At 48.0% G+C, this 25,653-nt stretch carries 23 protein-coding genes; 11 read left to right on the top strand and 12 right to left on the bottom strand.

The features are described from left to right. Window positions 1-36 precede the first annotated feature (36 nt). Both coaE and D082_RS12505 read left to right on the top strand, forming a co-directional pair. Window positions 37-645, top strand: a complete 609-nt coding sequence (gene coaE / locus D082_RS12510; RefSeq protein WP_028947321.1) for a dephospho-CoA kinase — start codon at window positions 37-39, stop codon at window positions 643-645. Window positions 646-831: 186 nt separating this feature from the next. After that, complete coding sequence (locus D082_RS12505) at window positions 832-1,461, top strand: CPP1-like family protein (protein WP_028947322.1); 630 nt, start codon at window positions 832-834, stop codon at window positions 1,459-1,461. Between the two features lie 40 nt (window positions 1,462-1,501). Here D082_RS12505 and D082_RS12500 read toward each other — a convergent pair whose 3' ends face one another. From D082_RS12500 to D082_RS12485, 4 genes are all read right to left on the bottom strand, one after another. Next, window positions 1,502-3,325 carry a penicillin-binding protein 2 gene (locus D082_RS12500; RefSeq protein ID WP_028947323.1) on the bottom strand — a complete coding sequence of 608 codons (1,824 nt, stop codon included), beginning with the start codon at window positions 3,323-3,325 and terminating at the stop codon, window positions 1,502-1,504. 12 nt (window positions 3,326-3,337) lie between these two features. Next, the gene (locus D082_RS12495; protein WP_028947324.1) at window positions 3,338-3,799 is read right to left on the bottom strand and encodes a hypothetical protein; all 462 of its coding nucleotides are present in this window, start codon (window positions 3,797-3,799) and stop codon (window positions 3,338-3,340) included. A gap of 325 nt (window positions 3,800-4,124) precedes the next feature. Continuing rightward, window positions 4,125-5,507 carry a (Fe-S)-binding protein gene (locus D082_RS12490; protein WP_081857660.1) on the bottom strand — a complete coding sequence of 461 codons (1,383 nt, stop codon included), beginning with the start codon at window positions 5,505-5,507 and terminating at the stop codon, window positions 4,125-4,127. Between the two features lie 75 nt (window positions 5,508-5,582). After that, complete coding sequence (locus D082_RS12485; RefSeq protein WP_028947326.1) at window positions 5,583-6,659, bottom strand: hypothetical protein; 1,077 nt, start codon at window positions 6,657-6,659, stop codon at window positions 5,583-5,585. A gap of 146 nt (window positions 6,660-6,805) precedes the next feature. Here D082_RS12485 and D082_RS12480 point away from each other — a divergent pair, with 146 nt between their 5' ends. Next, the gene (locus D082_RS12480) at window positions 6,806-8,506 is read left to right on the top strand and encodes an AarF/ABC1/UbiB kinase family protein (RefSeq protein WP_028947327.1); all 1,701 of its coding nucleotides are present in this window, start codon (window positions 6,806-6,808) and stop codon (window positions 8,504-8,506) included. Between the two features lie 293 nt (window positions 8,507-8,799). Here D082_RS12480 and D082_RS12475 read toward each other — a convergent pair whose 3' ends face one another. The 3 genes from D082_RS12475 to D082_RS12465 all read right to left on the bottom strand — a co-directional run bounded on the left by D082_RS12475 (window position 8,800) and on the right by D082_RS12465 (window position 11,770). Further along, a complete protein-coding gene (locus D082_RS12475; RefSeq protein ID WP_028947328.1) occupies window positions 8,800-9,837 on the bottom strand; it encodes a LysR family transcriptional regulator in 1,038 nt (345 codons plus the stop codon). A 190-nt stretch (window positions 9,838-10,027) separates the two neighbouring features. Continuing rightward, window positions 10,028-11,194: a 5-(carboxyamino)imidazole ribonucleotide synthase gene (gene purK / locus D082_RS12470; RefSeq protein ID WP_028947329.1), complete on the bottom strand. Its 1,167-nt coding sequence runs from the start codon at window positions 11,192-11,194 to the stop codon at window positions 10,028-10,030. A 66-nt stretch (window positions 11,195-11,260) separates the two neighbouring features. Then, the gene (locus tag D082_RS12465; protein WP_028947330.1) at window positions 11,261-11,770 is read right to left on the bottom strand and encodes a pentapeptide repeat-containing protein; all 510 of its coding nucleotides are present in this window, start codon (window positions 11,768-11,770) and stop codon (window positions 11,261-11,263) included. A gap of 243 nt (window positions 11,771-12,013) precedes the next feature. Between D082_RS12465 and D082_RS12460 the strand changes: the two genes are divergently transcribed. From D082_RS12460 to D082_RS12450, 3 genes are all read left to right on the top strand, one after another. Beyond that, on the top strand, window positions 12,014-12,370 hold the full coding sequence (locus tag D082_RS12460; protein ID WP_028947331.1) for a hypothetical protein: 357 nt from the start codon (window positions 12,014-12,016) through the stop codon (window positions 12,368-12,370). Window positions 12,371-12,399: 29 nt separating this feature from the next. Further along, a complete protein-coding gene (locus D082_RS12455) occupies window positions 12,400-12,954 on the top strand; it encodes a cofactor assembly of complex C subunit B (protein ID WP_028947332.1) in 555 nt (184 codons plus the stop codon). Window positions 12,955-13,143: 189 nt separating this feature from the next. Next, entirely contained in the window at window positions 13,144-13,860 is a 717-nt protein-coding gene (locus D082_RS12450) for a DUF2993 domain-containing protein (protein WP_038530904.1), read from the top strand. Between the two features lie 94 nt (window positions 13,861-13,954). On the opposite strand, the gene D082_RS12445 is transcribed toward D082_RS12450, so the two are convergent. From D082_RS12445 to D082_RS12435, 3 genes are all read right to left on the bottom strand, one after another. Further along, the gene (locus D082_RS12445; RefSeq protein WP_028947334.1) at window positions 13,955-14,887 is read right to left on the bottom strand and encodes an NAD(P)-dependent oxidoreductase; all 933 of its coding nucleotides are present in this window, start codon (window positions 14,885-14,887) and stop codon (window positions 13,955-13,957) included. A gap of 95 nt (window positions 14,888-14,982) precedes the next feature. Further along, the gene (locus D082_RS12440; RefSeq protein ID WP_028947335.1) at window positions 14,983-15,747 is read right to left on the bottom strand and encodes an ABC transporter ATP-binding protein; all 765 of its coding nucleotides are present in this window, start codon (window positions 15,745-15,747) and stop codon (window positions 14,983-14,985) included. Window positions 15,748-15,759: 12 nt separating this feature from the next. Continuing rightward, window positions 15,760-16,575, bottom strand: coding sequence for an ABC transporter permease (locus tag D082_RS12435; RefSeq protein ID WP_028947336.1), 816 nt, complete (start codon window positions 16,573-16,575; stop codon window positions 15,760-15,762). 223 nt (window positions 16,576-16,798) lie between these two features. Between D082_RS12435 and D082_RS12430 the strand changes: the two genes are divergently transcribed. The 4 genes from D082_RS12430 (at window position 16,799) to D082_RS12415 (ending at window position 21,463) form a co-directional block, all read left to right on the top strand. Continuing rightward, window positions 16,799-16,993, top strand: a complete 195-nt coding sequence (locus D082_RS12430) for a ribonucleoside-diphosphate reductase (RefSeq protein WP_028947337.1) — start codon at window positions 16,799-16,801, stop codon at window positions 16,991-16,993. Window positions 16,994-17,087: 94 nt separating this feature from the next. Beyond that, window positions 17,088-17,600 carry a hypothetical protein gene (locus D082_RS17415; protein WP_051738847.1) on the top strand — a complete coding sequence of 171 codons (513 nt, stop codon included), beginning with the start codon at window positions 17,088-17,090 and terminating at the stop codon, window positions 17,598-17,600. Window positions 17,601-17,788: 188 nt separating this feature from the next. Continuing rightward, window positions 17,789-18,658, top strand: a complete 870-nt coding sequence (locus tag D082_RS12420) for a ribonucleotide-diphosphate reductase subunit beta (RefSeq protein ID WP_081857658.1) — start codon at window positions 17,789-17,791, stop codon at window positions 18,656-18,658. A gap of 90 nt (window positions 18,659-18,748) precedes the next feature. Then, window positions 18,749-21,463, top strand: a complete 2,715-nt coding sequence (locus D082_RS12415) for a PAS domain-containing protein (protein WP_081857657.1) — start codon at window positions 18,749-18,751, stop codon at window positions 21,461-21,463. Here the strand turns inward: D082_RS12415 and arcC are convergent. Together arcC and D082_RS12405 are read right to left on the bottom strand one after the other, a co-directional pair. Continuing rightward, window positions 21,398-22,339, bottom strand: coding sequence for a carbamate kinase (gene arcC, locus D082_RS12410; protein WP_028947338.1), 942 nt, complete (start codon window positions 22,337-22,339; stop codon window positions 21,398-21,400). The two genes, D082_RS12415 and arcC, sit on opposite strands and share 66 nt — an antisense overlap. Beyond that, window positions 22,326-23,705, bottom strand: a complete 1,380-nt coding sequence (locus D082_RS12405) for a cyclic 2,3-diphosphoglycerate synthase (RefSeq protein WP_038530899.1) — start codon at window positions 23,703-23,705, stop codon at window positions 22,326-22,328. Before D082_RS12405 ends, arcC begins: the two co-directional genes overlap by 14 nt. Before the next feature lie 355 nt (window positions 23,706-24,060). On the opposite strand from D082_RS12405, the gene D082_RS12400 reads away from it, so the two are divergent. Continuing rightward, a complete protein-coding gene (locus D082_RS12400; RefSeq protein ID WP_028947340.1) occupies window positions 24,061-25,545 on the top strand; it encodes a family 10 glycosylhydrolase in 1,485 nt (494 codons plus the stop codon). Window positions 25,546-25,653: the final 108 nt, after the last annotated feature.

Here is a 25,653-nt window from a genome sequence, read left to right as displayed (position 1 = left end):
ACGGTTAACAGTACATTGCATCAACCATATTTTCCCATGGATAATGAGCCCCCTCGACAACGGTTAATTGGTTTGACGGGGGGCATTGCCACAGGAAAAACTACTGTTACGGACTATTTACACCAAAAATACTCTGCCCCTATCCTTGATGCTGACCTCTATGCTCACCAAGCAGTGGAAGCCGGCTCAGCAATTTTGACGGCGATCGCCGAGCGTTACGGCCCAGAAATATTGGATCAACAGGGGCAATTACGGCGACAAGCTTTGGGGGAAATTATTTTCCCAAACACCCAGGAAAAACAATGGCTGGAGTCTCAGATTCACCCCTTTGTTAAACAACGCTTTAGGTCTGCTCTGACAGAGCTACAAAAAAAACAAATTGTGGTGCTAAGTATTCCCCTGCTATTTGAAGCCCAGTTAACGGATTGGGTGACGGACATTTGGGTGGTTACCTGTGAACCGGCCCAACAGGTGCAAAGATTAATGCAACGCAATAGTTTGACCGAAGAACAGGCTTTAGCCCGCATTACCAGTCAGATGCCCTTGGCGGAGAAGGTGGCCCAAGCGGATGTGGTGTTGGACAATTCTGGACAGATTGCAGACTTAGAGCAACAAATTATTAAGGCTTGGCAATCACTGTTGTGACGGAACGTGCCAGTGCCTTGCTAGGTAAGGATATGCATGGTGACCATCCCAATCTGTCAAAAGTTGTGCTGGAAGACGGGGCTTGTATCCCATGCTTCTTGGTCAATGGTAAGATCTTTGGGCATACTGGATGTCAGCACTCCCAATTAAGTATTTAAGGAAATCAACCAGAGGAGGTTTAGGGCGATGGGTGAACAAACTCCCTATCAGATGTTGGGCATATCGGAGGAAGCAACCTTTGAAGATATCCAAGCAGTGAAAGTTCGCCTGCTTCGGGAATATGAGGGAAACACCCAGTTGTTGGAAGAGGTGGAGGCGGCCTACGATGCGATTATTATGGAGCGTCTACGACTACGGCAGGAAGGAAAAATTAAAGTACCGGAAAAAATTCGCTTCCCCGAACGGCAAGCTGAAAGTACTGGCAATGGTTTCCCCTCAATTCCAGCCCCCACAGCCCCCAGTTGGTTAGCTAATTCCCTTGATACGCCTTCCCAAAACGATATTCTTTGGCCCGCTGCGTTTTTTGCCGGTCTTATCTTGGTCAGTTGGTTCACCCAGGGAGCCGGTGGTTCCATCCAGTCTTTGCTGTTGGTGGTGGGGGTTTTCGGTAATATTTTCTTCCTCAATCGTAAACAACGAAAATTTGGTAAAGCCCTATTACTCAGCCTAGGGGCCCTGTTGGTGGGGATTATTCTTGGTACCGTACTGGGGCAGTTGTTACTGAGCGCTAACGTGGCGATCGGCTCCAACCAAGAACAAATTTCCGCCACCATTACTTTTATTATCCTCTGGCTCATTAGCAGCTTTGTCCGCTGATTGGATTCCCCCAACTTAGAATCCTGACTGTTAGTTCACACTATTTGGCTTGGGAGGGGGGAATGCCTTTAATGGCGATTAGGGCTTCCATTACACTTTTTACCACTGGGGCGGCCACTGTTCCCCCATAGGCGTTGGCTCCTTTCGGTTCGTCAATAATGGCTACCACCACATAGCGGGGATTATCCACCGGGAGCACTGAAACAAAGCTAGTAATTTTGGCGTTGGCTAGGTAACCTCCCCTAGGCCCGGCCTTTTGGGCTGTACCAGTTTTTCCCCCCACCCGATAACCGGGAATCAGAGCTGCTTTACCGGTACCACCATCGCCGCTAACCACGGATTCCATCATTTGCACTACGGAATGGGCTACTTCCGGTTTCACCACTTGTTTAATGGGATGATCCGGTTGCCAGTGGAGATGGTTGCGGGCATCCACCAAACCTTTTACCACATGGGGCGTAACTAACTTGCCGCCGTTGGCCAACATGGCGTTGAGTTGCAGTAATTTGATAGGAGTTAGGGAAAGACCCTGGCCAAAGGAAGTGGTGGCCTGTTCGATGGGATCGTCCATAAAACTTTGTCTGGGCTTGAGGTAATTGGTTGCTTCCCCTGGTAAATCAATGCCGGTTCTGCTATCTAAACCCACTTCCTGCAACAATTCATAGTACCGTTCCGGCTTGAGACGACGGGCGATCGCCACCATGACCACGTTACTGGAATAGCGAATGGCCTCGGTAACGGTAATTAAACCGGCTCCGCTTTTACTAGCATTGGAAATGGTCCAGGGGCCCACCCGTATCGAACCGCTATCATTGAGCCGATCTTTCGGTTTGACCGCCCCTTCATTCATCGCTAGGGCAACAATCACCGGCTTAAAGGTTGATCCCGGCTCGTACAGATCGCTCACCGCCCAGTTTTTGAAATATTCCACCCTGGCTTTGTAATATTCATTGGGGTTAAAGGTGGGTTCATTGACCATGGCGAGGATGGCTCCATCCTGGGCGTCCATCACCAACACCGTACCCCGCTTAGCCTTTTGCTGACTGACCTGGGCTTTGAGCAATTCCCGGGCCGCCCTTTGTAAACGCATATCAATGGTTAACTGCAGTTGCCAATCATTGGACTGCAATAGGTTATCCGGTAAAGAATCCGGCAGAACAACCCCTTTCCCTGTGCGGCGAATGGCGTAGGTTTCCACTTCCCGCTCCAAAATCTCCCTTTGGCTCAGTTCCAGTCCCGCTTGTCCCTGGTGTTCCCCATCCACGTAGCCAACAATGTCCGCCGCCATTTCATCCTGGGGATAGTAGCGACTGTATTGCTTTTCTAGATCCACTCCCCCCATTCTCAGGGCACCAATGCGGACAGCTTGGGACTCATTCAGGCCGGTGGCTAGTTTAATGCCCGATTCCTTTTCTTTAAATTTTTCTTTGAGCTGTTCGGGGGTTACATCTCCTAAGATAGTTGCTAGTTCTCTGGCAATGTAGTCCGTGGGGTTGGTAATTTCCTTGGTGGCTTCAAAGTAACGGGGATGGACAAACAAAGTATAAGTTAGGCGATCGGTGGCTAAAACATTGCCCTGGCTATCCACAATGGAGCGGCGGGGTACATAGGGTTGCATGCTAGTGCTCTGTTGAGCTTTAGCCATGCGTTGAAGCCGATTGGCCTGCACCACTTGCAATTGATAAAGACGGTAAGCTAAACCCCCCATGGCCAAAAGAAGAATTCCCCAGACCAATAGCAGACGAAATACCGGCACTCCCTGTTGTTGGGATTTTTGTTTTTGTCTTTCCTGCCGGGAAATGTGCTTGGTGAAAGGAGATGAATTGCCTTTTGAAGAATTTAATTTAAGGTGGGAGGAGTCCATGGCTCGAATTGTTTAGTAGGCAACGGGGCCAGTGGCAAGATTGAAATTAGCAACAGAGGCAACGGCCGCAACATCATTTTCGGCCGACGGGACGGAAGTAGGCTGGGCCGGCAGAAAAATGTTTTGGCTGGGGCTAGCTTTGACTAGACCGGAGCTGGGTTGGTTAGCTTCCTGGGCTAATTGGTGTTTGATCGCCTCAGTGTTGGTGATCAGTTGGCGTTCGGTTTGCTGGAGGGCTTTAAGTTGTTGATATTCCCTACTCCAGAGGGTGGGAGTATATACCGTCCAACCATAGACTCCCAAAACCGTTGCCATCACTCCCAAGGTAATACAAGAAGTTACCTGTTGAAACCGCAATAACACCTGTAAGGACGTGGGCAGGGACTCCCGGGTGGAATTTGCTATGGGCGTAGGTACCGGGGAAATTACGGCGGTGCGGCGAGGGGGAAAGGACGGTTTAGGTAAGGCAGACATATAAGGGTTAGTTAGGACTACAAAAGTGTGGTGGGTGAATTGTCTTCACTTTAGCGGCAATGGGACAGAATTGGGTCTTGGGGGGGAAACTTTTAGGAGAATGTCGATGAAAATGACTTTTTGGTTTCCAAGACCTGTTAGTTGGTGGAAAAAATTAGCAGCGGTTATGGACAGTTTTGTCAGCGCAAATTTGACATCATAAGTTGGATTTTTTGGCAGGATGAATTGGGGATCACTGATTATGACTAGATTTCAACCTGGATACCCAACCTTTGGTGCCGGTTTGTAACAAGGCAAACTAGCGGCGAATGCGGGAGACCAAGCCTTAAAGATTGGTTAGTTTCTCACCCCGAATTGAGAGATCAAGCAATTGAATGGGGTGAATAACCCCTAGATTATGACCTTGTTTTTTCAGGTGTTTTTGGATTTGTAGGGAACAGCCAGGGTTGCTGGAAATAATCAATCGGGCACCGGTTTGACGGAGATTATTGACTTTTTGCTGTCCCAATTCCTCCGCTACGGCCGGTTGGAGCATGTTATAGACTCCGGCACTGCCACAACAGAGGGCCGCATCCAAGGGTTCCCGCAATTGTAAATGGGGAATTTGGGCAATTAACTGTCGGGGTTGGAGACTGATTTTTTGACCGTGGATCAGATGACAGGCGTCTTGGTACACCACTGGGATCGTTTCTGTCGTGACAGGTTGGAGATCCTCAGTTAACCCTACTTCGATGAGAAACTCATTAATGTCTCGTACTTTACTAACAAAGGCTTGGGCTTTGGGCAAATATTCGGCATCGTCGGCCAAGATATGATGATATTCCTTCAATGTATGGCCACAACCAGCGGCATTAATGACAATGTAGTCCACCTCTGTGTCGGCAAAGCTGTCGATCATTTGCCTGGCGATCGCCTGGGCTTGGTCTGTTTGTCCTTGGTGGGCGGGGAGGGCAGCGCAACAACCTTGGGATTTGGGGATCACCACTTCACAACCGTTGGCGGTTAAAACCCGGACAGTGGCTTCATTGACGGGGGAGAAAAACAATCTTTGTACGCAACCAAGAATTACCCCCACTCGGTAACGCTTTTCCCCCTGGGCTGGAATTTCCGTGGGGTAATTGTCTCGAAAAGAAGCGGCCGTAACCCGGGGCAAAATACTTTCCATGGCCGCTAAACGGGGGAAAAATCTGCTTAATAAGCCCGTGGCCTGGACTAATTTTTGTAAACCACAATTTTGGTAAACCCAGAGCAGGGGCAACAATAAGCGCAACCGCCAGGGATAGGGAAATAAGTTAAAAATGATCCCCCGCAATAGGCGATCGCCAAAGGGACGGTTATAGTTACGCTCTACCTGGGGCCGGGTGGCGGAGATCAACCGGTCATACTGCACCCCGGAAGGACAGGCGCTGACGCAGGCCAAACAACCTAAGCAACTGTCAAAATGCTGAATGGTGGTGGCATCCAAACTGGCTTGGCCTTGGTTAATGCCATTCATTAGATAAATGCGGCCCCGGGGGGAATCGGTTTCCTTGCCAATAATCCGGTAGCTGGGGCAGGTATTTAAGCAAAAGCCGCAGTGGACACAGCTATCCAACACGGCCTGGGGGGGGGGATTTTGGGAATCAAAGCCAATTTCGGGCTGGTTGACGGCCTGGGCCAAGGCTGTGAAGGAAGGGGGAGCCGACATAGGGACGATGGGGAAAAACACTGTCCCCTATGATCACACTTTTTCCCAGTCTGAAACCGTCAATCCACCCCTAACTTCATCAATGGCATACTGGCATCAGTAGCGTAAAACCAAAGCAATGCGTTGATGTTGGGGGAGGGTGCCGTCTTCGACTAAAGCTACTTCTCCACCATTGGCCAGCACTGCTTCGATGATTTCGTCCACTGCGTCGTCGATTACTTCTGTGCCACCGGGTTCCGCCACCAATTCAATGCCTCCGTTAGCGGAGAGAATAGCCGGCTCGTGATAGCCTTTTTCGACTACCAGCAATTTACCCCGACCTTCCTGGGCTAAACGCCAGGTTTCCCCGACGGTGGAAACAAATTTTCGGGCACTAACTGCCTCATCCAAAGCGGTTAAAGCTTGATTTTGCTTGGCTTCCCTGACCGTTTGCATAATCTCCCACACCTGGGGCGTAAGCTCGCTGATGCTAGCCCGGTCAAAATTGCCCAGTAACGTACCGGCGATCGCCGCTGAATGTTGGGACACTTCCTGGAAAAAAGACACTAAACGATCCACACCGCCCACTACCAAAGGTAAGTTTTCCGCTCCGTTATAGGTGCTAAAAACCCGGTCCACTTCTTGAATAAAACGACGTTGGCGATCGTCTCGATAACTAGAATCGGTGTCCGCCGGTAACGCTTCCGTTCCCCCAGGCCCCGTCATAGCTAGGGTGAAGTAATCATCTACCACTTCTTCCAAAATATCCCCGGTACCGGCCAGTAAGCGACTGGACCCCCGGCTCAACAGCAGTACCCAATATTGCAATTGCCGATGCAAACCATAGACTAAATCCCTGGTGGCAAAGGTTTTATCGATCACAACTCGAGCCTGAACGGGAAAGGGAAGATAGTACAATTTGGCAAAATCATGGCTGACATACAAAGCTAAACCGCAAAGGCCATAGTTGTAATCAATGGTCTCCACCAAGCCATCTAAATTCTTCAGCAGAGGCTCCAATTCCCGCTGGGAATACTCTTCCCCCAATCGGTTTTTGGCTTCACTCACCAAATTCTTAACCACAATGGGGTCTTGTTTATTGTCCGGGGAAGTTCTATGGGTGGGCAACAGAATGGAGAGAGCGGGAACTGGAGTTAAAGATTGTAATTGCTTGAGGTCTTGGCGATTGATCATTTTGTCTTTGCATGGGTCGGTTCCCTAAGCTTACTGCTGAGAAAAGCAATGCTAACATTAAGAAAAATGTCGCGGTTTTTACATTTCTTAAGTTTCCCCTGATTGAAGATTTTAGTTCGAAGTCCATAAATCTCCGTCCCCATCCTGTGCCTAATCCCAAACCCTTACCCCCCCAATCGGAACTAGATAACATCCGTCGCTATGATGCCCAGGCGATCGCCAACTATTACCGTCGTCGTCCTTGGAAAGTGATGGGGCGTGCCCTGGAAGTGCTCTGGTCTTTTGGCTTTTTCCTCACCTGTCTCCTCTGGGATCAATGGACCCATCAGGTTGAATATTACAAACGGCAACGGGCGGAGGATTTACGGGAATTGCTGACCAAACTGGGCCCCACCTTTATTAAGGTCGGCCAAGCCCTATCCACCCGGCCCGACCTAGTGCGCCGGGATTTTTTAGAAGAATTAATTAAACTTCAGGATCAACTGCCCCCATTTGATAATGACCTTGCTTTCCGGCTAATGGAAGAGCAACTGGGCATGAAAGTAGACGAAGCCTACCGGGAAATTTCTGCCCATCCCGTGGCCGCGGCCAGTTTGGGCCAAGTGTATCGAGCTATGCTATTTAGCGGCGAAGAAGTGGCAGTAAAAGTACAACGGCCCAATTTAAGACCAAGGCTGAGTTTAGATTTATATTTGATGCGGTTGGGGGCACAGAAATTCGGGCGGTTTTTACCTTTGAACTTAGGCCATGATTTAACCCTAATTGTCGATGAATTTGGCATTAAATTGTTTGAAGAAATTGACTATTTAAACGAAGGGCGTAATGCCGAGAAGTTTGCGGAAAATTTCCACGGTGATCCCGAAGTCAAAGTTCCTTGTATTTATTGGCAATATAGCAATCAAAAAGTTCTCACCCTGGAATGGATTCAAGGCTTTAAGTTAACCGATACGGATAAAATTCGGGCCGCGGGACTAGACCCCAGTGATATCATCCGCATTGGGGTTACTTCCGGTTTAAGGCAACTGTTAGAACATGGCTTTTTCCACGCTGATCCCCATCCCGGTAATCTGTTTGCTACCCTAGACGGCCGCATGGCTTACATTGACTTTGGCATGATGGATCAACTAGAGCCAGGGACAAAAGAAACCATTGCCAGTTCCATTGTCCAGTTAATCAACAAAGATTACTTGGCCCTAACGGAAGATTTTATTGCCCTCGGTTTTCTCGCTCCTAACACAGACATTACCCCCATTATTCCTGCCCTAGAAAATGTGTTTGGTGGTGCCATTGGTCAGAGCGTCCAGGACTTTAACTTTAAAACCATCACCGATGATTTTTCGGAGTTAATGTACGATTATCCTTTCCGGGTGCCGGCCAAATTTGCGTTGATTATCCGTTCTTTGGTCACCCAGGAAGGATTGGCTTTAAGCTTAGATCCCAATTTTAAAATTGTCGAAGTGGCCTATCCCTACGTGGCCAGGCGTTTGTTAACCGGAGAATCTCCCCAACTGCGACGACAATTAATCGATGTGTTGTTCAAGGATGGCAAATTCCAATGGCAACGGCTGGAAAATATGCTCAGCATTGCCCGTTCCGATCGCCAATTTGATCTTTTACCCACCGCCCAATTAGGTTTACAATTCCTTTTTTCTGAGGAAGGTTTATATTTACGGCGACAAATTTTGCTGGCTTTAACGGAGGATGATCGCCTGCATACCGATGAAGTACAACGGATTTGGGGTTTGGTAAAAGATGACTTTAAACCCCAGGAGTTGGTCAATGTGGCCTGGAATGCGGTGCGGGAATTTTCCCTGGCCGGTGTAAGCACCATTCTGCCGCAACGGTGAAATTTGCTTATAGTCAATCAAAATAAGGTTGAGACGGCTAAGGTCTTTACCAAAGAGGCTTTTAGCTCCGGTCAGTGTCTTACTTTCAATTATAGTCAATTAAAGTAAGATTAAGACAACCAAAGTCTTTACCAAAGATGCTTTTAGCTCTGTTCAGTGTCTTACTTTTAATTAAATCAACTATAAATCAGCTATAATTTTTTGGATTTAAATAATTAAGCCCAATCACAACCAGAATCAAGTTCTCTGCCTTAGGGCTAATGAACTTCCCTCTGTCTTTGGCCTATCTACGTTTAGGTAACTGGGTCAATTTCAATGCCCCCTTTGCTATCCTTATTGTCCGTTTGGCGATCGCCGTTAGCGGTGCTGTAGGGATTAGTCAATAACCGTTCCGGATCTAGGGCATCGGGATGGGTGGAAAATTGAGGAAGGACTTCCCGAATGAAAGCGGCAGAAGCCTTGGAACGATAACGGTTGGGGTTAATGATGACGGAAAGAACCCGGCGAATTTCCACATTTTTAATCGGAGCGATGTGGAGCACATTCATTTCCAATTCCTTTTCGATGGCCGTTGTGGAAACGAAAGCCGCCCCTAAACCGGATTGCACAGCATTTTTAATTGCTTCAATGGAGTTGAGTTCCATTTCAATTTTCAGGCGTTTAGTGTCAATTTCCCCCTGGCTCAACACCTTATCAATTACTTTGCGGATGGTGGACTGGGAATCGAGGCTAATAAACTTAAGCTTGTATAGGTCTTCTTTTTGGATAGTTTCTGCCTGGGCCAAAGGATGAAAGACCGGCAAAATCAGGGCTAATTCATCTTCGGCGTAGGGCAATACGGTTAAAGTTTCCTGCAACTCCGCCGGTACTTCTCCGCCAATAATGGCCAAATCTACCTGGCCATTGGCCACTCCCCAAGCTGTTCTCCGGGTGGAATGGACCTGTAATTGTACCGTTACGTCGGGATATTGCTGGCGGAACATACCAATCATCCGGGGCAGTAGGTAGGTCCCAGTGGTTTGGGAAGCACCGACAATCAGGGTACCCCCCTGTAAATTCTGTAAATCCTCGATCGCCCGGCAGGTTTCTTGGCAGAGGGTGATAATTTTTTCGCCGTAATTGAGCAGTAAATGTCCCGCCTCCGTTAGCTGGGCTTTGCGTCCACCCCGGTCGAATAGGGGCACACTCAACTGTTTTTCCAGGTTTTGTACCTGCAAACTGACCGCCGGTTGGGAAACATACAATGTATCTGCCGCCCGCTTAAAACTACCTTCCGTGGCGATCGCCTTAAGGATGCGAAGTTGATCCAACGTGAACGGGATATCCGACATAGATCCAGCCAAACGATGAACAAGACAGGGACAGCCCTATTGCACTGACAGTATCACAATTAGAGCCTTTGTAACTGCCTATTCCAGGTGCCAACTACCCCTTGGAGCAAGGAAGTTAGCTAAAAAATTTGTCCCAATTTTAGCCCGGTAAGGCAAGGGAATCATTAACCTTGGCAGTGGGACTTCAAAATCAATCCGGATACCAAATGGCCTCCAATTGTTTGACCGTACTTTCTGCCCAGGCAGTGGATGAGTATGGATCAAGGTTGGGGTTTAACATGGTTACATGGCCCAGTTTTCGGCCAGGGCGGCATTCTCCTTTACCGTACCAGTGGACGTGACTATGGGGTAAAGCAGCCAACCGTTCCAATTGTTGCTGATAATCCCCCGCTGATATTTCATAGCCCAATAAATTAACCATCACCGCCTGGCCGCACAGCAAGGTTGACGAACCCAGTGCTTTCCCTGTAACCGCCTCTAATTGCAGAGCAAATTGGGAAGTCTGACAGGCATCTAAACTGAAATGGCCGGAATTGTGGGTGCGGGGAGCCAATTCATTAATCAATAACCGTTGCTCTGGTGCAATGTTTTGGGGCGATTCTGGCAACAGAAAAAACTCAATGGCCAAAATGCCCACATAATCCAGATGGTCGAGGATGTGACGGCAGTAATCCTGAGCCTTATAAGCAACAGCGGCATCAATGGGGGCTGGGGCAACGACCCAACGACAGACTTGATTAACCTGATGGGTTTCCACCACTGGATAAATTTCCACTTCTCCCTTGGCATTGCGGGCACCGATAACCGCCAATTCCCTTTCGTAGGGCACAAAATTTTCTACCATCCAACTACCTGGGGGAGCTTTGCCCAAATCAGGTAAATCCGCCGGGGAACTAATAATTTGGGTACCTTGGCCGTCATAACCATGGCGACGGGCCTTTAACACCCAGGGAAAAGCGGGCAATGGGGAAGGCAAAGATTCCAAGGCCCAAAAATCTGGTACGGGTAGATTCAGGCTGTGCAAAAAATGGCGTTGTTCCCATTTATCCAACAAAGGAGCGAGGGAATCAAGACGGGGGTAAAAGCTAACCCCTTGTTGGGCTAACTTTTCTAGACTAAGCAGGTCGACAAATTCATTCTCAAACGTGATCACCCCACAGTGCTCAGCCAATTGCTTTGTCCCTTCCCCGTCGGCGATCGCCGCCAGGACCACTTTTTCGGCCAGAGCTACGGCGGGATCGTTTTCCTGGGGAGTTTGTACTGCTAGTTTTAATCCCAATTTAGGGGCTTCCTGGGCCATCATCCAGGCCAACTGTCCACCACCAACTACCCCCACTGTGGTTAATTTTGTTTCCATTGAGCTATCGACTGCGGCCTACACCTATGATGGATGAAGTTCATATCTGAAATTTTGCCCAGCATCCTAGGAACAACCCAAAGATTCCCTGGTACTGTTGCCAGTTTTGGGATTAACCCCGTCCGCCACTTCACAAAGGGCAGCCACCTGTTCTGAATCCAACACCGCTAGGCTGAAATCAGCTCCTTGGATTTTGGCGTTTTTGAAAGACGTGCGGAGCATAATGGCTTCAGCTAAAATGGCATTTTCTAAATTAGCGCCATTGAAACTAGTCAGATAGGCCAAACCATTGGTCAAATCCGCTCCCTTAAGGTTAGCGTCGGTGAGGTTAGCGCCGTTAAATACTGACCCCCGCAAATCCATCGCTTCAAAGATACTGCTGGTTAAATCCACGTTGGTGAACTGGGCAGTCAGTAAATCCTGATCCCGAAAATCCGTTTCTGCCAAGACCATATTTTCGAAGGCTGAAGCTCCCCCGGTCACGGAAGAAGAACTAGCGGCGATCGCCGGAGCGGACCAAAGGAAACAGGCCAGGGTTAGCACGACGATGATGGACTGGCGAAACACTTTTAGCATTGGGGGAGGCTATAACCTGAACTCAGGGCGGCAGTGAAGTATAAACACCAACTAGATTATCAGGAATCAAGACCCGGGCATACCCCCAGTGGTATTGGGAGGTTCTGTTTTGCTAATCTTCTTTCCGGTGAGAACTTGGTAATCAACTCTAGAAGTAACTGGTTTAACCAAAAACCTGCTCCGGTAAATTTTAAGTCTCACCTTGCTATGATCAGGGATGTCTTTTATCCATTCCGATTAAGTATGTACTATTTGCCCCAGCCTCCCTATTTTTTAATTGCGGTAGGGCTTTTTGTTGGGATTACTTGTGGGGCGGCCTTTGAAGCCACCTTAAAACAGAAAGTTAAGCTTTGGTTAAACACCCCCGCCAGTACATTGGCCGATCTTGATCTACAACTACCTTTTTTGGGTATTTGCTTGGGCGTTTGTGTCTTTTTAGCTTCTGGGGTACAAATTTTTCTGGGTAATGGTTGGATTTCCTACGCCATTTCCCTGCCCATTACTATTTTTATTGCGGCTTTGGTGTGGCGACAATTGGACAGTTTACTTAAACAATTAAAAACCGGTGGATCTGCGGCCATTGACTTAGATATCTTCTAGTTATTAGGAAAGTCTACCAAAATTTTGTTATGGATGTTATGGATTTACCTGTTCTCGGCTCCACCCTATTTTTTACCATTTTTTCCCTCATCGGCTTAGTCTTTTTTATCCGTTCTTCGGTTAAGGATCGAACCCAAAGAATCCAGGCTTGGATCGATAATCCAGAAACGGGAATTTTAGACGAGATCAAAACCCATTTCCAAAACCGAGCTTACCGCGTTACTAGTATCGACCCAGTCCAACAGGCGATCGCCTTTGAGGGTAACGTACAGGCCAGTCCTTTTTTAGCAGTGTTTTTAAGCTTATTGGCGGCGCTGGGATTGCTCTGTTTGGCATTGGTGTTGGCGGTGTTTTGGCCCCAACGGGGTTTCTTGTTTTTTTTCCTACTCTGGTTGGCGCCCATAGCGGGGATTTTTTATTGGCAAAAAGCGGCTAGGGTGGAAGCCATTACCCTGGAACTAGGAGATCCGAATCAACCCGCCCATCCCGGGCAATATCCTTTGACCATCACTGCTCACCGGGACGAGTTGCGGGAATTACAGGCCCAGTTTCCCTTAGATTGGCAAGGGGGCAGCTCCCATTAATATAGTCATTTCAAATAATTTCGAGACTGCTCAAGTCTTTATTGACAAGCTTTTCGGTGAATTTGACTGCCTCAGTCTTACTAGAAACGGCTATATCAGTAAATTTTTGAGATACTTGCTCACCCTTTCTTTATCTTTTCGACTTTTTGCTCCGTTGATTTTACTTGCTAAAAACTACATTTTAAATCCATGGGCTTAGCCGTTGACAGCAATTTAATTGGCAGAATTCTTGCCCCCGCCCTCAGACTTTGGCTACGTTCCCAGGTGGAAACAGTGGAAAGCTTAGAGCTGGAAATTGATGGCAAAGACCGGCAAATTTTACGGGGATATGTGCCCAGGGTAGCCCTTAGCAGTGAGAAAGCAATTTACCAAGGTTTGCAACTGGGGCGGGTATTACTGCGGGGGGAAAATATCCGCATCAATATCGGCCAGGTCATTAAAGGTAAACCCCTCCAATTATTGGAACCAATTCGGGTTAGTGGAGAATTACAAGTTTCCCAACGCCATCTCCAAGCATCCCTGACATCTACGTTACTGACCAGCGCTTTTGGGGAATTGTTGGTGGCTTTGTTAACAGAACAGGGGGTGGAAGATCCCCAGGGCAAGTTAGAAAATTACACTTTCCTTTGGCAGGCGATCGCCTTAGAGGATCAGTCTTTCCAACTTAAAGGTAAAGTCCAGGATGCCCAGGGTCAAAGCCATGAGCTTCTAGTCCAAGCCCGTTTGCAGTTAGCCAGCCCCAAAACCCTACGTCTGGAAGACATAACCCTACTTGGACTACCGGCGATCGCCAACCGGAGCCTGGAGTGTTTGACGGTTGATCTAGGGGAAGATGTAGACCTTGAATCCCTTGATCTGAACAATGGCGAGCTTTTCTGTCTCGGCCGGGTACTAATCCGTCCTTGAGAGATTCGCTTTGGTAATCAAACCTGAAGGGCGACCAACAGTAGAAAAAAGCCCCTGAAACAAATCAGGGGTGACCAAACATTCCAATTCCAATCTACACGTTGGAATAAACGCTATTTCTCAGGATGGTATAACCCTTAATTAACTCCTGAATACCCCGCCCCAAAGACCAGTCGGGGGTGAAACCAGTGCTCAAAATCCTCTGGTTGGAAACAATGTAGTCCCTTTTATCGGGGTCTTCTCCGATGGGAGCTTCCAGATAGACGAAGTTGGGCAAGTATTTACGAATTTCTTCACAAAGCTCCAGCTTAGACAAATTAGCATCCTCCAAACCAACATTGTAGGCCTTGCCCTTCATGGACTCAAAATTTTCCAAACCATGGAGGAAGACTTTGGCCACATCACGAATGTGAATATAGTTACGCTTGAAATGGCCTTCAAAAATAACCACCGCCCGGTCGTAAAAGGCACGGTAGACAAAGTCATTGACCAACAAATCCACCCGCATCCGGGGAGCCATACCAAACACTGTGGCTAGGCGAAAAGTCATGCTGTTATCCCGGGCTAACACCGCCTTTTCCGCTTCCACCTTAGTTACCCCGTAAAGGGAAATAGGACGCAAAGGGCTTTCTTCAGTACAGAATTTACCCTTTTCCCCAATGCCATAACCACTATTGGTAACCGGCATCAAAATCCGCTGTTGGGGACTAGCCAATTGGCAGATCATTTCCACCGCTGTCTGATTAGTGGTTTTAGTCCCAATCTGATCTCGGCTACAAAGGGGAGCCCCCACCAAGGCTGCTAGGGGAATAATCACATCGGCGGTTTTAAGCTGTTCCTTAATTAAATCTTCTTTGCGACAGTCCCCACGGATGACGTTAAAGCCATCGTACTGGCAACACTCTGCCAGGCTATTCTGTTGGAACATGAAGTTATCCACCACGGTTACCTCGTATCCCGCCGCTAGCAATGTGGGGGTTAGGACGGAACCAATGTAGCCGCCGCCGCCGGTAATCAAAATCTTCATAATCACTCCTCCATGTTCTCGTTAACTACGGTTGGGCAAAAGTTGGACAAAAAATGTCCGTTCCTAGTAAAGCAAAAAAGTGCAATTTACTGGAATTATTGGGGGATAGTAAGGGCATCGTGGCGTTTCACTTCCTCCAAGTATTGCCCGATCGCCTCGGAGGTTTTGCCCATATAACGCACCACCCCCCGGTCTAACCAAATGGTAGTAGGACAAGCGTCTTGGATAAAGCCCAGGCTATGGGAAACCACCAGAATAGTCGTATTATGCCCCCAGAGCTTATCCATCCGGGCCTGGGACTTATGCTTAAAGCTTTCATCTCCCACCGACAACACTTCATCGAGGATCAAAATATCCGGCTCCACATCCGTGGCGATGGCAAAGCCCAACCGGGCCGACATCCCCGAAGAGAGGGACTTCACCGGCATATCCCCCAAACTTTGTAACTCGGCAAAATCTAGAATTGAATCCACTCGTTCCAGCATTTCCTGTCGAGAAAAACCCAGCATTACCCCATAAAGAATAATATTATCCCGCACACACAAATCCGGGTCAAAACCAGCTCCCAGTTCGATTAATGGTGCTATTTCTCCCCTCACCCGCAGACTGCCTGCGGAAGGCTCCAAAATACCGCAAATTACCTTGAGCAAAGTGGATTTTCCCGAACCATTGGAGCCAATAATGCCAACTTTTTCCCCTGTCACCACCGTGAAATCAATGTTGTCTAAGATCAGCTTGCGGGAAGGCTTACGATACTTACCTTCAATGAAAGATAGTACGGTGCGCTTGAGGTCGTAGGAAAATTCTTCCTGGGTTCGACGGTACAAAGAAACTTTATCAAGACGAATAACTTCAGACATCTAAAATTAGCTTTACAACAAATCCATGAAATTCTTTTGCCAGGAGCGAAAGCAGAGCCAACCCAGGGCCAATAAAATTAAACCATTTAATAGTCCATGGACGATCAAACCCAACTCCGGTAAATTCCCAGACAAGGAAATCTGACGAATACTATCAATAATCGGTAACAGGGGGTTGATGACCAAAAAGCGGCGTACTTGTTCCGGCACAATTTCAGAAGGATAGAAAATTGGCGAACCAATCCAGAGCATGAAGGTAACCAGCTCGTAGAAGTAGGGCAAATCTCGGAAAAAGACGTAAAGGGCACTGACAAAAAAGCCTACCCCAGTGCACACTAAGCTTAGAGCCAGCAGAGGAAAGAAAAGGGAAATGGCATTAACAAACCACCAGCCCGACTCCCAGGACTTATAAATAGTAACGATCGCCAATAGGGGTAATGGCCCCACCACGAATTGGAACACGTTGGCCACAATCATGGAGAGGGGAAAGACGCTGATGGGGAGCTTGATTTTGTTCATTAAGCCTCCACTGGCCACCACGCTCGATAAAGCTTGGCTAGTGGAAGCAGAAAAGAAGTTAATCACCAATAGTCCGGTGAAAGCCGCTAGCACATAGTTCAGGGCAGAGCCATAGAAGGAGGCAAAGGCCGCTCCGAAAATAGCCGCATAAATCCCCGTCATAATCAGGGGATTTAGGAGCGACCAGTAAACCCCTAAAAAGGAACCCCGGTAACGGCCTTTCAGATTGCGCTCCACCAATATCTGTAAAAGTTCCAAGTAGCGCTGAATGGGAGACCAGTTCACCCTTGTCGGTAGCGAAAGAGCCATAAAAAGTTCTAAAAAATTGCGGGGCGGCGCCGAGCTAAACAAGAATTGTATAGAGTTGTGCGGCCTTTGTCGAGACATTTAGTTCAAATAGTCTAGTTAATGCCTTTGGATCGACCGGGAAACCGTTTGCTAATTTCTGAAAGCCCTATCAATTCCAGACCTCGAAAAAATTTGCTGGCGGGGTTAGAATGGGTCAGTCAACAGATCTCCCTGCCCAAATTCCATGGTTGTCAGCACCGTTAATCCCACAGCGCCCATGCCTGTGACCCCCATTTTCAATCCCACCGGCAACGATTCCGTCGAGAACCGTACTATTTGGTTTGGTAACACGACCAACTTAATGCAGTTGAATGACGTGCGCTATAACTGGGCCGTTGGCCTTTATCAGCAAATGCGTGAAAACTTCTGGATTAAATAGGTAGTCCAGATTAAATCCCTTGAAAACGGTGAAACTCTGCATTCCATTTCTAAAAATGCTTGTTGTCATCAAAAGAAATTAAACAAGATGACAAATGGACAGCAAAACCTGTACAAAGTGTCACAAAACCAAACCACTCTTTGAGTTTCATAGAGATGCTAGGCTAAAGACCGGATTTACTTCCAGATGTAAAGTTTGTACTTGTGAATACAAGCGAGCGTACTACGAATCTGAAGAAGGTAAAGCAAAGGTTAAGGCTTACAATCAAAGGAATGCAAAGAGAAGATCGGAATATAGCAGACTCTATTCCCAAAAATATCGGGACTCTCAATTCAAGAATCAGCGCAAACTTGAATTTTGTCTTTATAAAGGAGGATTTTGTTCTGAGTGTGGTTTTGAGGCGACAGAAGACACAATTGCTGCCTTTGACTTTCATCACATTAACCCATCTGAAAAGGAATATACACCTTCGGATATGTTGATGTTGAGGAAAGATAAAGTTTTTAAAGAATTGGATAAGTGTGTACTTTTATGCTCCAACTGTCATAGAATTTTGCACCACAGACAATACCGTGCCAAGCTGCTGGAAAAACAGCAGAAGGTGTAGAGACTATCGAAAGGCAAACATCAATTGTTTGACCAAGTAGAGTAGACAGTAAGCCATTGACTGTCGAAGCGGGGGACTCCTTAATTATAAGGATGATGATATAGTCCGATCCCTATGGCGACATGGGGCAGCTTGAATAAAGCGGGTTAGGTGTAGCGACCCTAATTGAACAGGAATGACCTCAAAGACTGGATATTACCCAGGATGTTACAGATTACTGGAACTTAACTAACGAAGAGCGCTATGCTTTTGACGGCATTTTGTCCTATCTAACTTTTTTGGATTCTGTTCAAACCTGTAACATTCCCCATTTGAAAAGTAGTGTTACTGCTCCGGAAATTAGCCTGTGCATGGCGGAGCAAATTTCCCAGGAGGGTATGCACAACCAGAGCTACCAGTACATGATCGAGACTATTATCCCAACGGAAAAAAGGGATGTGGTGTACGATTTTTGGCGTACTGACCGAGTATTAAAAGAGCGGTGTGAGTATATTGCCATGCTCTACCAAAAATATGTGGATCATCCCACCCAGGAAAACTATTTTGTCGCTTTAATGGCGGATTATTTGTTAGAAGGATTATATTTCTATAACGGTTTTATTTACTTCTATAATCTTGCTTCCCGTATGTTAATGCCCGGTTCCGCCGACATTTTTAAAATGATCAACCGGGATGAGCTGAGCCACGTGCGTCTATACCAAAAGTTGATCCCGGAAGCGATGCAGGTCTTCACCCATTCCACAGACCAAATTTACGAAATGTTTGATAAAGCGGTGGAGTTTGAATGTCGTTGGACTAACCACATTGTCGGTAATAACATCCTCGGCATTACAGAATCTAGTACGGAACAGTACACCAAGTACCTTGCTAACAGTCGTCTGCGGGCGATCGGTTTAGATCCCCTTTACACAGATGCCCGTTATGGCAAAAGTCCCTACACTCACCTGGAGCGTTTTTCCGATACGAAGAAAGAAGCCCACACCAAGGCGAACTTCTTTGAAGCAACGGTGACCAGTTATGTAATGTCTTCCGGAGTATCCGGCTGGGACGAAATTTAGAGGCTTCTCACCGTAACGGCGATCACGGCTCAGAACAGAAGGGACTGCTCGGAGCCCCAATTTAATCAATCGCTGCACTGGGTGATAATCATGGCAATTTTCGCACAAAATTCTATCAATGTTGCCGATGAAAGTTTAGTCAGTACCATGGCGATCGCCGCTTTGGTGTTGGGTCTGTTAGGGATTCTGACTTTAACCGTAACCCAGGCCATTACTCGCTCCCTCCGCCGCCTTCAACAGCAAACCCAGGCCCTGCGAAAAAGTGAAGAACGATTCCGCTTTGCCCTGGAAGCAACTGATACAAGTTGGTGGGATTGGGATGTCAAAACCAACGAAGTGGAGTGGTCAGATACTTTTGATGCTATGGTCGGCCGCGCCCCCAATTCCTACCCCAAAAATGCTGCTTCCTTCTTAAGTTTTCTCCATCCCGATGACGTAGAACCCACCCGGACAAAGTTATACGATTCCATCGAAAATGGCACCCCCTATAAAACCGAATTTCGCTTTGTTCACCCCGATGGGACAATCCGCTGGATTATGGCCAGGGGTACGGTGCAACGGGATGAAAACGGCCAAGCCCTGCGCATGAGCGGCATTAACCTCGATATTACAGAGCAGAAACTTGCTGAGGCCGCCCTCAAAGAAAATGAAGCCACTCTCCGCCTGGCCCTTTCTGCCAAAACCGCCAACTGGTGGAAATGGGATATTGTCAACGACCAGATGTACTCAGCCCCTTCATTCCACGACCTGCTTGGCCGCCATGGGGATGAACTACCCAAAACCTGGGCCGATGCCATCGCGATGATTTACCCGGAAGATCAGGCCAAGGTGCAAGCCGCGGTGGAAGCCACCCTGAATCATGACGAACCCTTTAAAGTTGAATTCCGGATGATTCCCCCCAATGGCGAAATGGTTTGGATTGCGGATTTAGCGGCCCTGGAGAGAGATGAAACAGGCCGGCCGATTCAACTCAGCGGGATCATGATTGACATTACTGAACGCAAACAAATTGAAGAAGCTCTCCAAAAAAGCGAACAACGGTTGCGGATGACCCTGGAATCCACCTCTACCAACTGGTGGGAAAGGGATTTAATCACCGGTAAATCCGATTGGTCTGAGCAGTCTGATTATCTTTTGGGCTATACCCCCGACAGCTACGAAAAAAACCAAGACATCTTTTATGACTTGCTACTCCATCCCGATGATCGTGAGCGCGTTCAGGCCGGAGTTAATTTAGCCATTGCCACCGGAGAACCCTATCAAGATGAATTTCGCTTAGTCCGGGCCGATGGGAATTATATTTGGATTTTAGGTACTGGCCACGTGGAATATAACGAAGCGGGGCAACCGGTCAGAATGAGTGGCTTAAATATCAATATTACGCCGTTTAAAGAAGTGCAACTGGCTTTGGCTGAACGGGAGGCAATGATGCAGGCATTGTTTGATCAAGCATCGCAATTTACCGCTCTGTTAACTCCCACCGGAAAAGTCGTCAAAGTGAATCAACGGGCGCTGGATTTCGCTGACACTACGATTGATGAAATTATCGAGCAAGATTTTTGGGAAACTCCCTGGTGGCAAATATCCGACCAGCTCAAAGCTGACCTCAAATCTGCGATAGACCAGGCCGGCCAAGGAATTCCGATGCGCTATGACGTGGAAAATTTAGGCAATCATGGACAACAAGTTATTTTGGACTTCTCGATTCGGCCAATTTACGACACCGACCAGCGGATTATTTTTCTACTCTGTGAAGGACGCGATATTACCGACAAATTCCGCATGCAACAGGCCTTGTCAGAAAGTGAAGAACGCTTCCGGCAAACTTTCCAAACCACGGCCGTAAGTAGTGCGCTGATTTCCTTAGATGGCAAATTTCTTGAAGTCAACCCCGCCTTTTGTGAGTTGTTGGACTATGCCCCAGATGAACTGAAAGACCATGATGTGGCGAAAGTGACGGATCCCAATTGGGTGCCATTCCAAGAAGACTTAACTCAACAACTCCTCAACCGTGAAATTATGGCCTATACCCAAGAACGCCGCTATCAACATCGGGATGGCCATTGGATTTGGGGTCTGTTGAATGTCAGTTTGGTCCGCGATGCTCAACAACAACCCATCTATTATGTCTGCCAAATTCAAAATATTGATCCGCTCAAACAAGCCCAAGAAAAACTCCAAGAAGTCAACATTGAACTGGAAAGATTAACTCAAATTGACGGCCTTACCGGAGTTTATAATCGTCGGTTCTTTGACCAGGCCTTGGAACGGGAATGGCAAGTTGCTTTTCGCGAAACTGAGTCCTTAACTTTGGTAATGTTGGACATTGACTATTTCAAACTCTACAACGACACCCTCGGACATCAAGCGGGAGACCAGTGTTTACGAATTGTCGCTACCCTTTTGCAAGAGTCTGTCCATCGCACTTCAGATTTAGTGGCCCGCTATGGGGGGGAGGAATTTGCCTTAATTTTACCCAGAACAAATTTATCAGGTGCGATTGTCGTTGCTGAAAGGATTAAAGCTTTGATGGATGATAAAGCCATTACCCATCCCACTTCTGAGATTGCTAATCATGTCACTGTCAGTATTGGGATTCATTGTGCTGTTCCCCGGTCTGAATTGCCCTTAGCCTCTTGGGTAAAATGTGCCGATAATGCGCTCTACCAGGCCAAGAAACGGGGTCGGAATTGCTATGTCGTCCTGGAAGATGTGCTGAGTTCCCGGGGTGAAGTTGATTTAAATGTACTGATTACTAATCACAGTGCCCGTTTCCCCCTTAATAATTGCCAAAGCTTGAGCTAATTTGCCAATGCCGCACCATTGTCCTGTTCTTTCCACAAAACGACAGGCCGCTTCGACTTTTGGTGCCATGGAACCTTGGGCAAATCGGTAACGGCGCAAATTTTTTGGGGTGGTTTGCTCAAGGCGGTGGGCATAATTGGTGCCCCAGTTTTCATACACACCATCAATATCGGTTAGGAGTAGCAAACCTTGGGCTTGAAGATTTTCCGCCAAGAGAGCGGCGGCCAAATCTTTATCAATTACCGCTTCCACCCCTTCCAGTCCACCAGCATCGTTTACCACTACGGGAATGCCCCCGCCCCCGGCACAGACCACTAAGGCGCCGCTATTTACTAGCAGTTGAATGGTGGGCAACTCAATGATCCTTTGGGGCTCCGGGGAAGCCACCACCCGACGGTAACCTTGCCCATCGGCGGCGATCGCCCAACCCCTTTCCTGAGCCAACCATTGAGCTTGTTCCAGACTATAAACGGGGCCAATGGGTTTGGTGGGTTGGAGAAAAGCTGGATCCTGGTGATCGACCACAATTTGGGTTAACAGGGTGACTACATCCCGGCCAGGTAGTTGATTGCATAATTCCTGCTCCAACAGATAACCGATCATGCCTTCCGTTTCCGCTCCCAACACGTCGAGGGGATAGGGTTTGCAGAATTTTTTGCATTCCCCTTGCAAGGCCAGTAAACCCATCTGGGGGCCATTGCCATGGGTGACAACTACCGGATAATGCTGGGCTACTTTGGCGATCGCCAGGGCGGCAATGTGGATATTAGCCTTTTGAATTTCCACTTCCGGGGGTTGATTCCTTTGCAGTAGGGCATTTCCCCCGAGGGCAATGATCACGGGTTTGGGGTTGGAGTGTTTATTAGGAGAATTCATGGGTTTTGCCCCCTAGCCCCCAATGGGCTAAAAACGTATCAACAATCTCACCTAAACCTGGTTCTTCAGCCTCAGCATAATCGTAGAAAACCCTCACCAACGGCTTATTCAGTTCGATTAAACGACCGAGGTCGCTGGGGGTGCCCGATACCACTGCATCCACCTTGGCAACATTGAGGGTGTCAGCCAACGCCTTTAATTGGGCTGGGAAGTAACCCATGGCGGGTAAAATTTGGGTCAGATGGGGAAATTTAGCGTAAACGGCCGCGATTTCTGGCACGGCGTAGGGTCGAGGATCCACTATTTCAATGCCTTCAATTTCCTTCACCGCCTGGTAGGCCGCACCATAGCCCATGCCCCCGTGGGTGGTAGTGGGGCCATCTTCCACCACAAGGACCCGTTTACCCCGCAGATCCAAAGGTGGCTCTAACCGTAACGGCGATCGCCCTTGGATAATTTTCGCCCTGGGGTTTAACTGGGCAATGGAACTATTAACCTGGGTGATTTGGGCCACTGTGGCCACATCGGTTTTGGGGATTAGGACAATATCTGCCATCCTAAGCACCGCTTCCCCTGGATGGTAAAGACTTTCGTCCCCCGGCCGGAGGGGATCCACGAGGACAATGTGTAAATCCGGTTGCACAAAGGGAAAATCATTGTTGCCCCCATCCCAAAGAATGACATCGCTTTCCAAAGCTGCCTTTTCGCAAATTAGACCGTAATCGACCCCGGCATAGACCACATGGCCAGCGAGAATATGGGGTTCGTATTCCTCCCGTTCTTCCACTGTGCAGTTGGCCCAGTCTAAATCTTCCAGCTTGGCAAACCTCTGCACTGCCTGTTTTTGTAAGTTTCCATAGGGCATGGGATGGCGAATGGCACAAACCCTTAAACCAAGTTTTCGTAACCGTTGGGATAACCAACGACTAACTTGGGATTTGCCACAACCGGTACGTACCGCTGACACCGCAATTACGGGCACAGTAGCTTTGATCATGGTGCGGTCTGGCCCGAGCAAAACAAAGTCCGCCCCGATCGCCAAACTGCGGGAGGCGAGATGCATTACCTGTTGGTGGGACACATCGCTGTAGGCAAAAACTATTTGATCAACGCAATTTTCCCGGCAAAAATTTTCCAATTGCCCTTCTTCAATGATGGGAATACCGTGGGGATACAGTTCCCCCGCTAAACTTGGGGGATAGCGGCGATCGGCTATGCCCACAATCTGATTGGCGGTAAAGGCCACCACCTCATATTCGGGATTATCCCGGTAAACCAGGTTGAAATTATGGAAGTCCCGCCCAGCGGCCCCCAAAATCATTATCCGCCGACGATGTTCGATCATTCTATCGCTAGCCACAGTCATAATTCTTTCCCTCCAGAGCACGAACTGTGCAGTCACCACCGCCCACCGTGGCAACCTCTGTGCGATTGATGTGTCAGGTTTAAACCTAGGCTCCAAATATGATTAACCGGGCAGTTTAAATTTATTTTTCCCTACTCTGCATTGATCCCCGGTCGCTTTTCTACCTTTCATGATAGAGAACAATGGGGTTATTCTGAGAACTCTTGTTACAATACTTTGCTTAGGAGAATGCCCCCTGCCTTTGGTTCAGCCGAAAAATTGCCCATTTTTGCCCGCAAAAACCGCTAGGATAGGGCAAATTTAAACTTTGTTCGTTACTCCACTTTTCCTAACTTACTCCCCGAATCATTGCACTATGGCGATCGCCACAATCTTTGCCCAAATCTGGCAGTATTGCAAAAAGCCATTTCTCTACAATCTTGTTCTGGGTTTATTGATCAGTTTGGCGATCGTCCACCCCTTTTCTCTGTTTAACCAAGTCCAAGCCCAAAATGCCTTTCCCGAAATCCGTGGAGTTTGGATCACCAATAATGACACCGTTCATTTTTTAGACCAGAACCGCACCAGTGAATCCATTAATTTATTAGCAGATTTAAACTTCAACACCATTTACCCCGTGGTCTGGAACTCCGGTTATGTTCTCTATGAAAGTGAATTTGCCAAAAGAGAAGGACTACAACCCTTTAGCCCCCGGGGCGACCAAGGACAGGATGTGCTAGCGGATATTATCGCCAAAGCCCACCGCCGCAATATGTTGGTTCTGCCCTGGTTTGAATTTGGCTTTAAGGCTCCTCCCATGTCGGAACTGGTAAAACGCCATCCCTGGTGGTTCACCCAAAAGCAAGATGGCAGTAAAATTTCTGTGACTGCCGCCGGAGAGGTGATGTGGATGAACCCTTTCCACCCCCAGGTACAGGCTTTTATTACGCAATTGGTGATGGATGCAGTCAATAAATACGATTTAGATGGGGTGCAGTTCGACGATCATACCGCCCTACCTAACGAGTTTGGTTACGATAACTTCACCGTTTCTTTATATCAACAGGAGATGAAAAAAGCTCCCCCCAGCAACCCCAAAGACCCGGCCTGGATTCGCTGGCGAGCCAACAAAATTACCGCCTTTATGGTGCAGTTAAACGCCAAAATTAAAGCCGCTAAACCTAACATTCTTGTTTCCGTTTCTCCCGCTACTTATAACTTGGCATACAATACCTTTTTGCAGGATTGGTTAGATTGGATCAGAAAAGGCATTGTGGACGAAGTAATAGTGCAAGTTTATCGCACAAATTTACCTAGCTTCACTGAACCGATCCAGCGGGCCGAATTTCGGGAAGCAAAAACTCTGATTCCCACCGCCGTTGGTATTTTAACTGGATTACCCACCAAACAAGTACCGATGCCGCTAGTTAGTCAAAAGGTTTATGCGGCCAGGGGCCAGGGTATGGGTTCTTCCTTTTTCTATTACCAAACCCTGTGGGACATTGCACCGGAAGAAAGGGACTATCGCATCCAATCTTTCCAACGACTATTTCCCAATCCAGCCCCCCGCACTTTAGCGAAAGTTGCTCCCCCGCCGACAGTTAATCCAACTTCATCCCCCATCAACAATCACCCACCTGCCCCCTCCCCAAGTACAAATCCGAATCCGGCCCCTCCACTCCAGGGCATTCCCATCCCCGTTGAAATGCCCACCAGTTCTGCCCCTGTCAATAATCCTGTGTTGCCTCCCAATAACTCTGTGCCCCCACAAGCACCACCACCGCCTCCAAATGTGCCGGAACCAGGAGGGTTTGCACCGGAACCGGTTTTGGATGACTCGATTCCCAGCGGTTGGTATTAGTTTTTTGACATTACCCAATGGCTTGTTCCCCTTGCCCCTAAGCAGGACTAGGAGAGTTAATAGAATCAAACAGGATCAGTCCTATTGATTTAAATTAATTGCCATTGT

Source organism: Synechocystis sp. PCC 6714 (genome assembly GCF_000478825.2).
Classification (GTDB): Bacteria; Cyanobacteriota; Cyanobacteriia; order Cyanobacteriales; family Microcystaceae; genus Synechocystis.
Note: the sequence above shows the minus strand (reverse complement) of the source record. Positions and strands in the feature narration are given on the sequence as shown.

What these genes read in the sequence shown, in the direction of transcription:
- D082_RS12440 (WP_028947335.1), bottom strand. Translation starts at nt 15,747, where the DNA reads ATGTCTGAAGTTATTCGTCTTGATAAAGTTTCTTTGTACCGTCGAACC.
- purK (WP_028947329.1), bottom strand. Translation starts at nt 11,194, where the DNA reads ATGGAAACAAAATTAACCACAGTGGGGGTAGTTGGTGGTGGACAGTTG.
- D082_RS12485 (WP_028947326.1), bottom strand. Translation starts at nt 6,659, where the DNA reads ATGATCAATCGCCAAGACCTCAAGCAATTACAATCTTTAACTCCAGTT.
- D082_RS12465 (WP_028947330.1), bottom strand. Translation starts at nt 11,770, where the DNA reads ATGCTAAAAGTGTTTCGCCAGTCCATCATCGTCGTGCTAACCCTGGCC.
- D082_RS12500 (WP_028947323.1), bottom strand. Translation starts at nt 3,325, where the DNA reads ATGGACTCCTCCCACCTTAAATTAAATTCTTCAAAAGGCAATTCATCT.
- D082_RS12415 (WP_081857657.1), top strand. Translation starts at nt 18,749, where the DNA reads ATGGCAATTTTCGCACAAAATTCTATCAATGTTGCCGATGAAAGTTTA.
- D082_RS12445 (WP_028947334.1), bottom strand. Translation starts at nt 14,887, where the DNA reads ATGAAGATTTTGATTACCGGCGGCGGCGGCTACATTGGTTCCGTCCTA.
- D082_RS12455 (WP_028947332.1), top strand. Translation starts at nt 12,400, where the DNA reads ATGGATGTTATGGATTTACCTGTTCTCGGCTCCACCCTATTTTTTACC.
- coaE (WP_028947321.1), top strand. Translation starts at nt 37, where the DNA reads ATGGATAATGAGCCCCCTCGACAACGGTTAATTGGTTTGACGGGGGGC.
- D082_RS12475 (WP_028947328.1), bottom strand. Translation starts at nt 9,837, where the DNA reads ATGTCGGATATCCCGTTCACGTTGGATCAACTTCGCATCCTTAAGGCG.
- D082_RS12495 (WP_028947324.1), bottom strand. Translation starts at nt 3,799, where the DNA reads ATGTCTGCCTTACCTAAACCGTCCTTTCCCCCTCGCCGCACCGCCGTA.
- D082_RS12460 (WP_028947331.1), top strand. Translation starts at nt 12,014, where the DNA reads ATGTACTATTTGCCCCAGCCTCCCTATTTTTTAATTGCGGTAGGGCTT.
- arcC (WP_028947338.1), bottom strand. Translation starts at nt 22,339, where the DNA reads ATGAATTCTCCTAATAAACACTCCAACCCCAAACCCGTGATCATTGCC.
- D082_RS12450 (WP_038530904.1), top strand. Translation starts at nt 13,144, where the DNA reads ATGGGCTTAGCCGTTGACAGCAATTTAATTGGCAGAATTCTTGCCCCC.
- D082_RS12405 (WP_038530899.1), bottom strand. Translation starts at nt 23,705, where the DNA reads ATGACTGTGGCTAGCGATAGAATGATCGAACATCGTCGGCGGATAATG.
- D082_RS12430 (WP_028947337.1), top strand. Translation starts at nt 16,799, where the DNA reads ATGGTTGTCAGCACCGTTAATCCCACAGCGCCCATGCCTGTGACCCCC.
- D082_RS12435 (WP_028947336.1), bottom strand. Translation starts at nt 16,575, where the DNA reads ATGGCTCTTTCGCTACCGACAAGGGTGAACTGGTCTCCCATTCAGCGC.
- D082_RS12505 (WP_028947322.1), top strand. Translation starts at nt 832, where the DNA reads ATGGGTGAACAAACTCCCTATCAGATGTTGGGCATATCGGAGGAAGCA.
- D082_RS17415 (WP_051738847.1), top strand. Translation starts at nt 17,088, where the DNA reads ATGGACAGCAAAACCTGTACAAAGTGTCACAAAACCAAACCACTCTTT.
- D082_RS12400 (WP_028947340.1), top strand. Translation starts at nt 24,061, where the DNA reads ATGGCGATCGCCACAATCTTTGCCCAAATCTGGCAGTATTGCAAAAAG.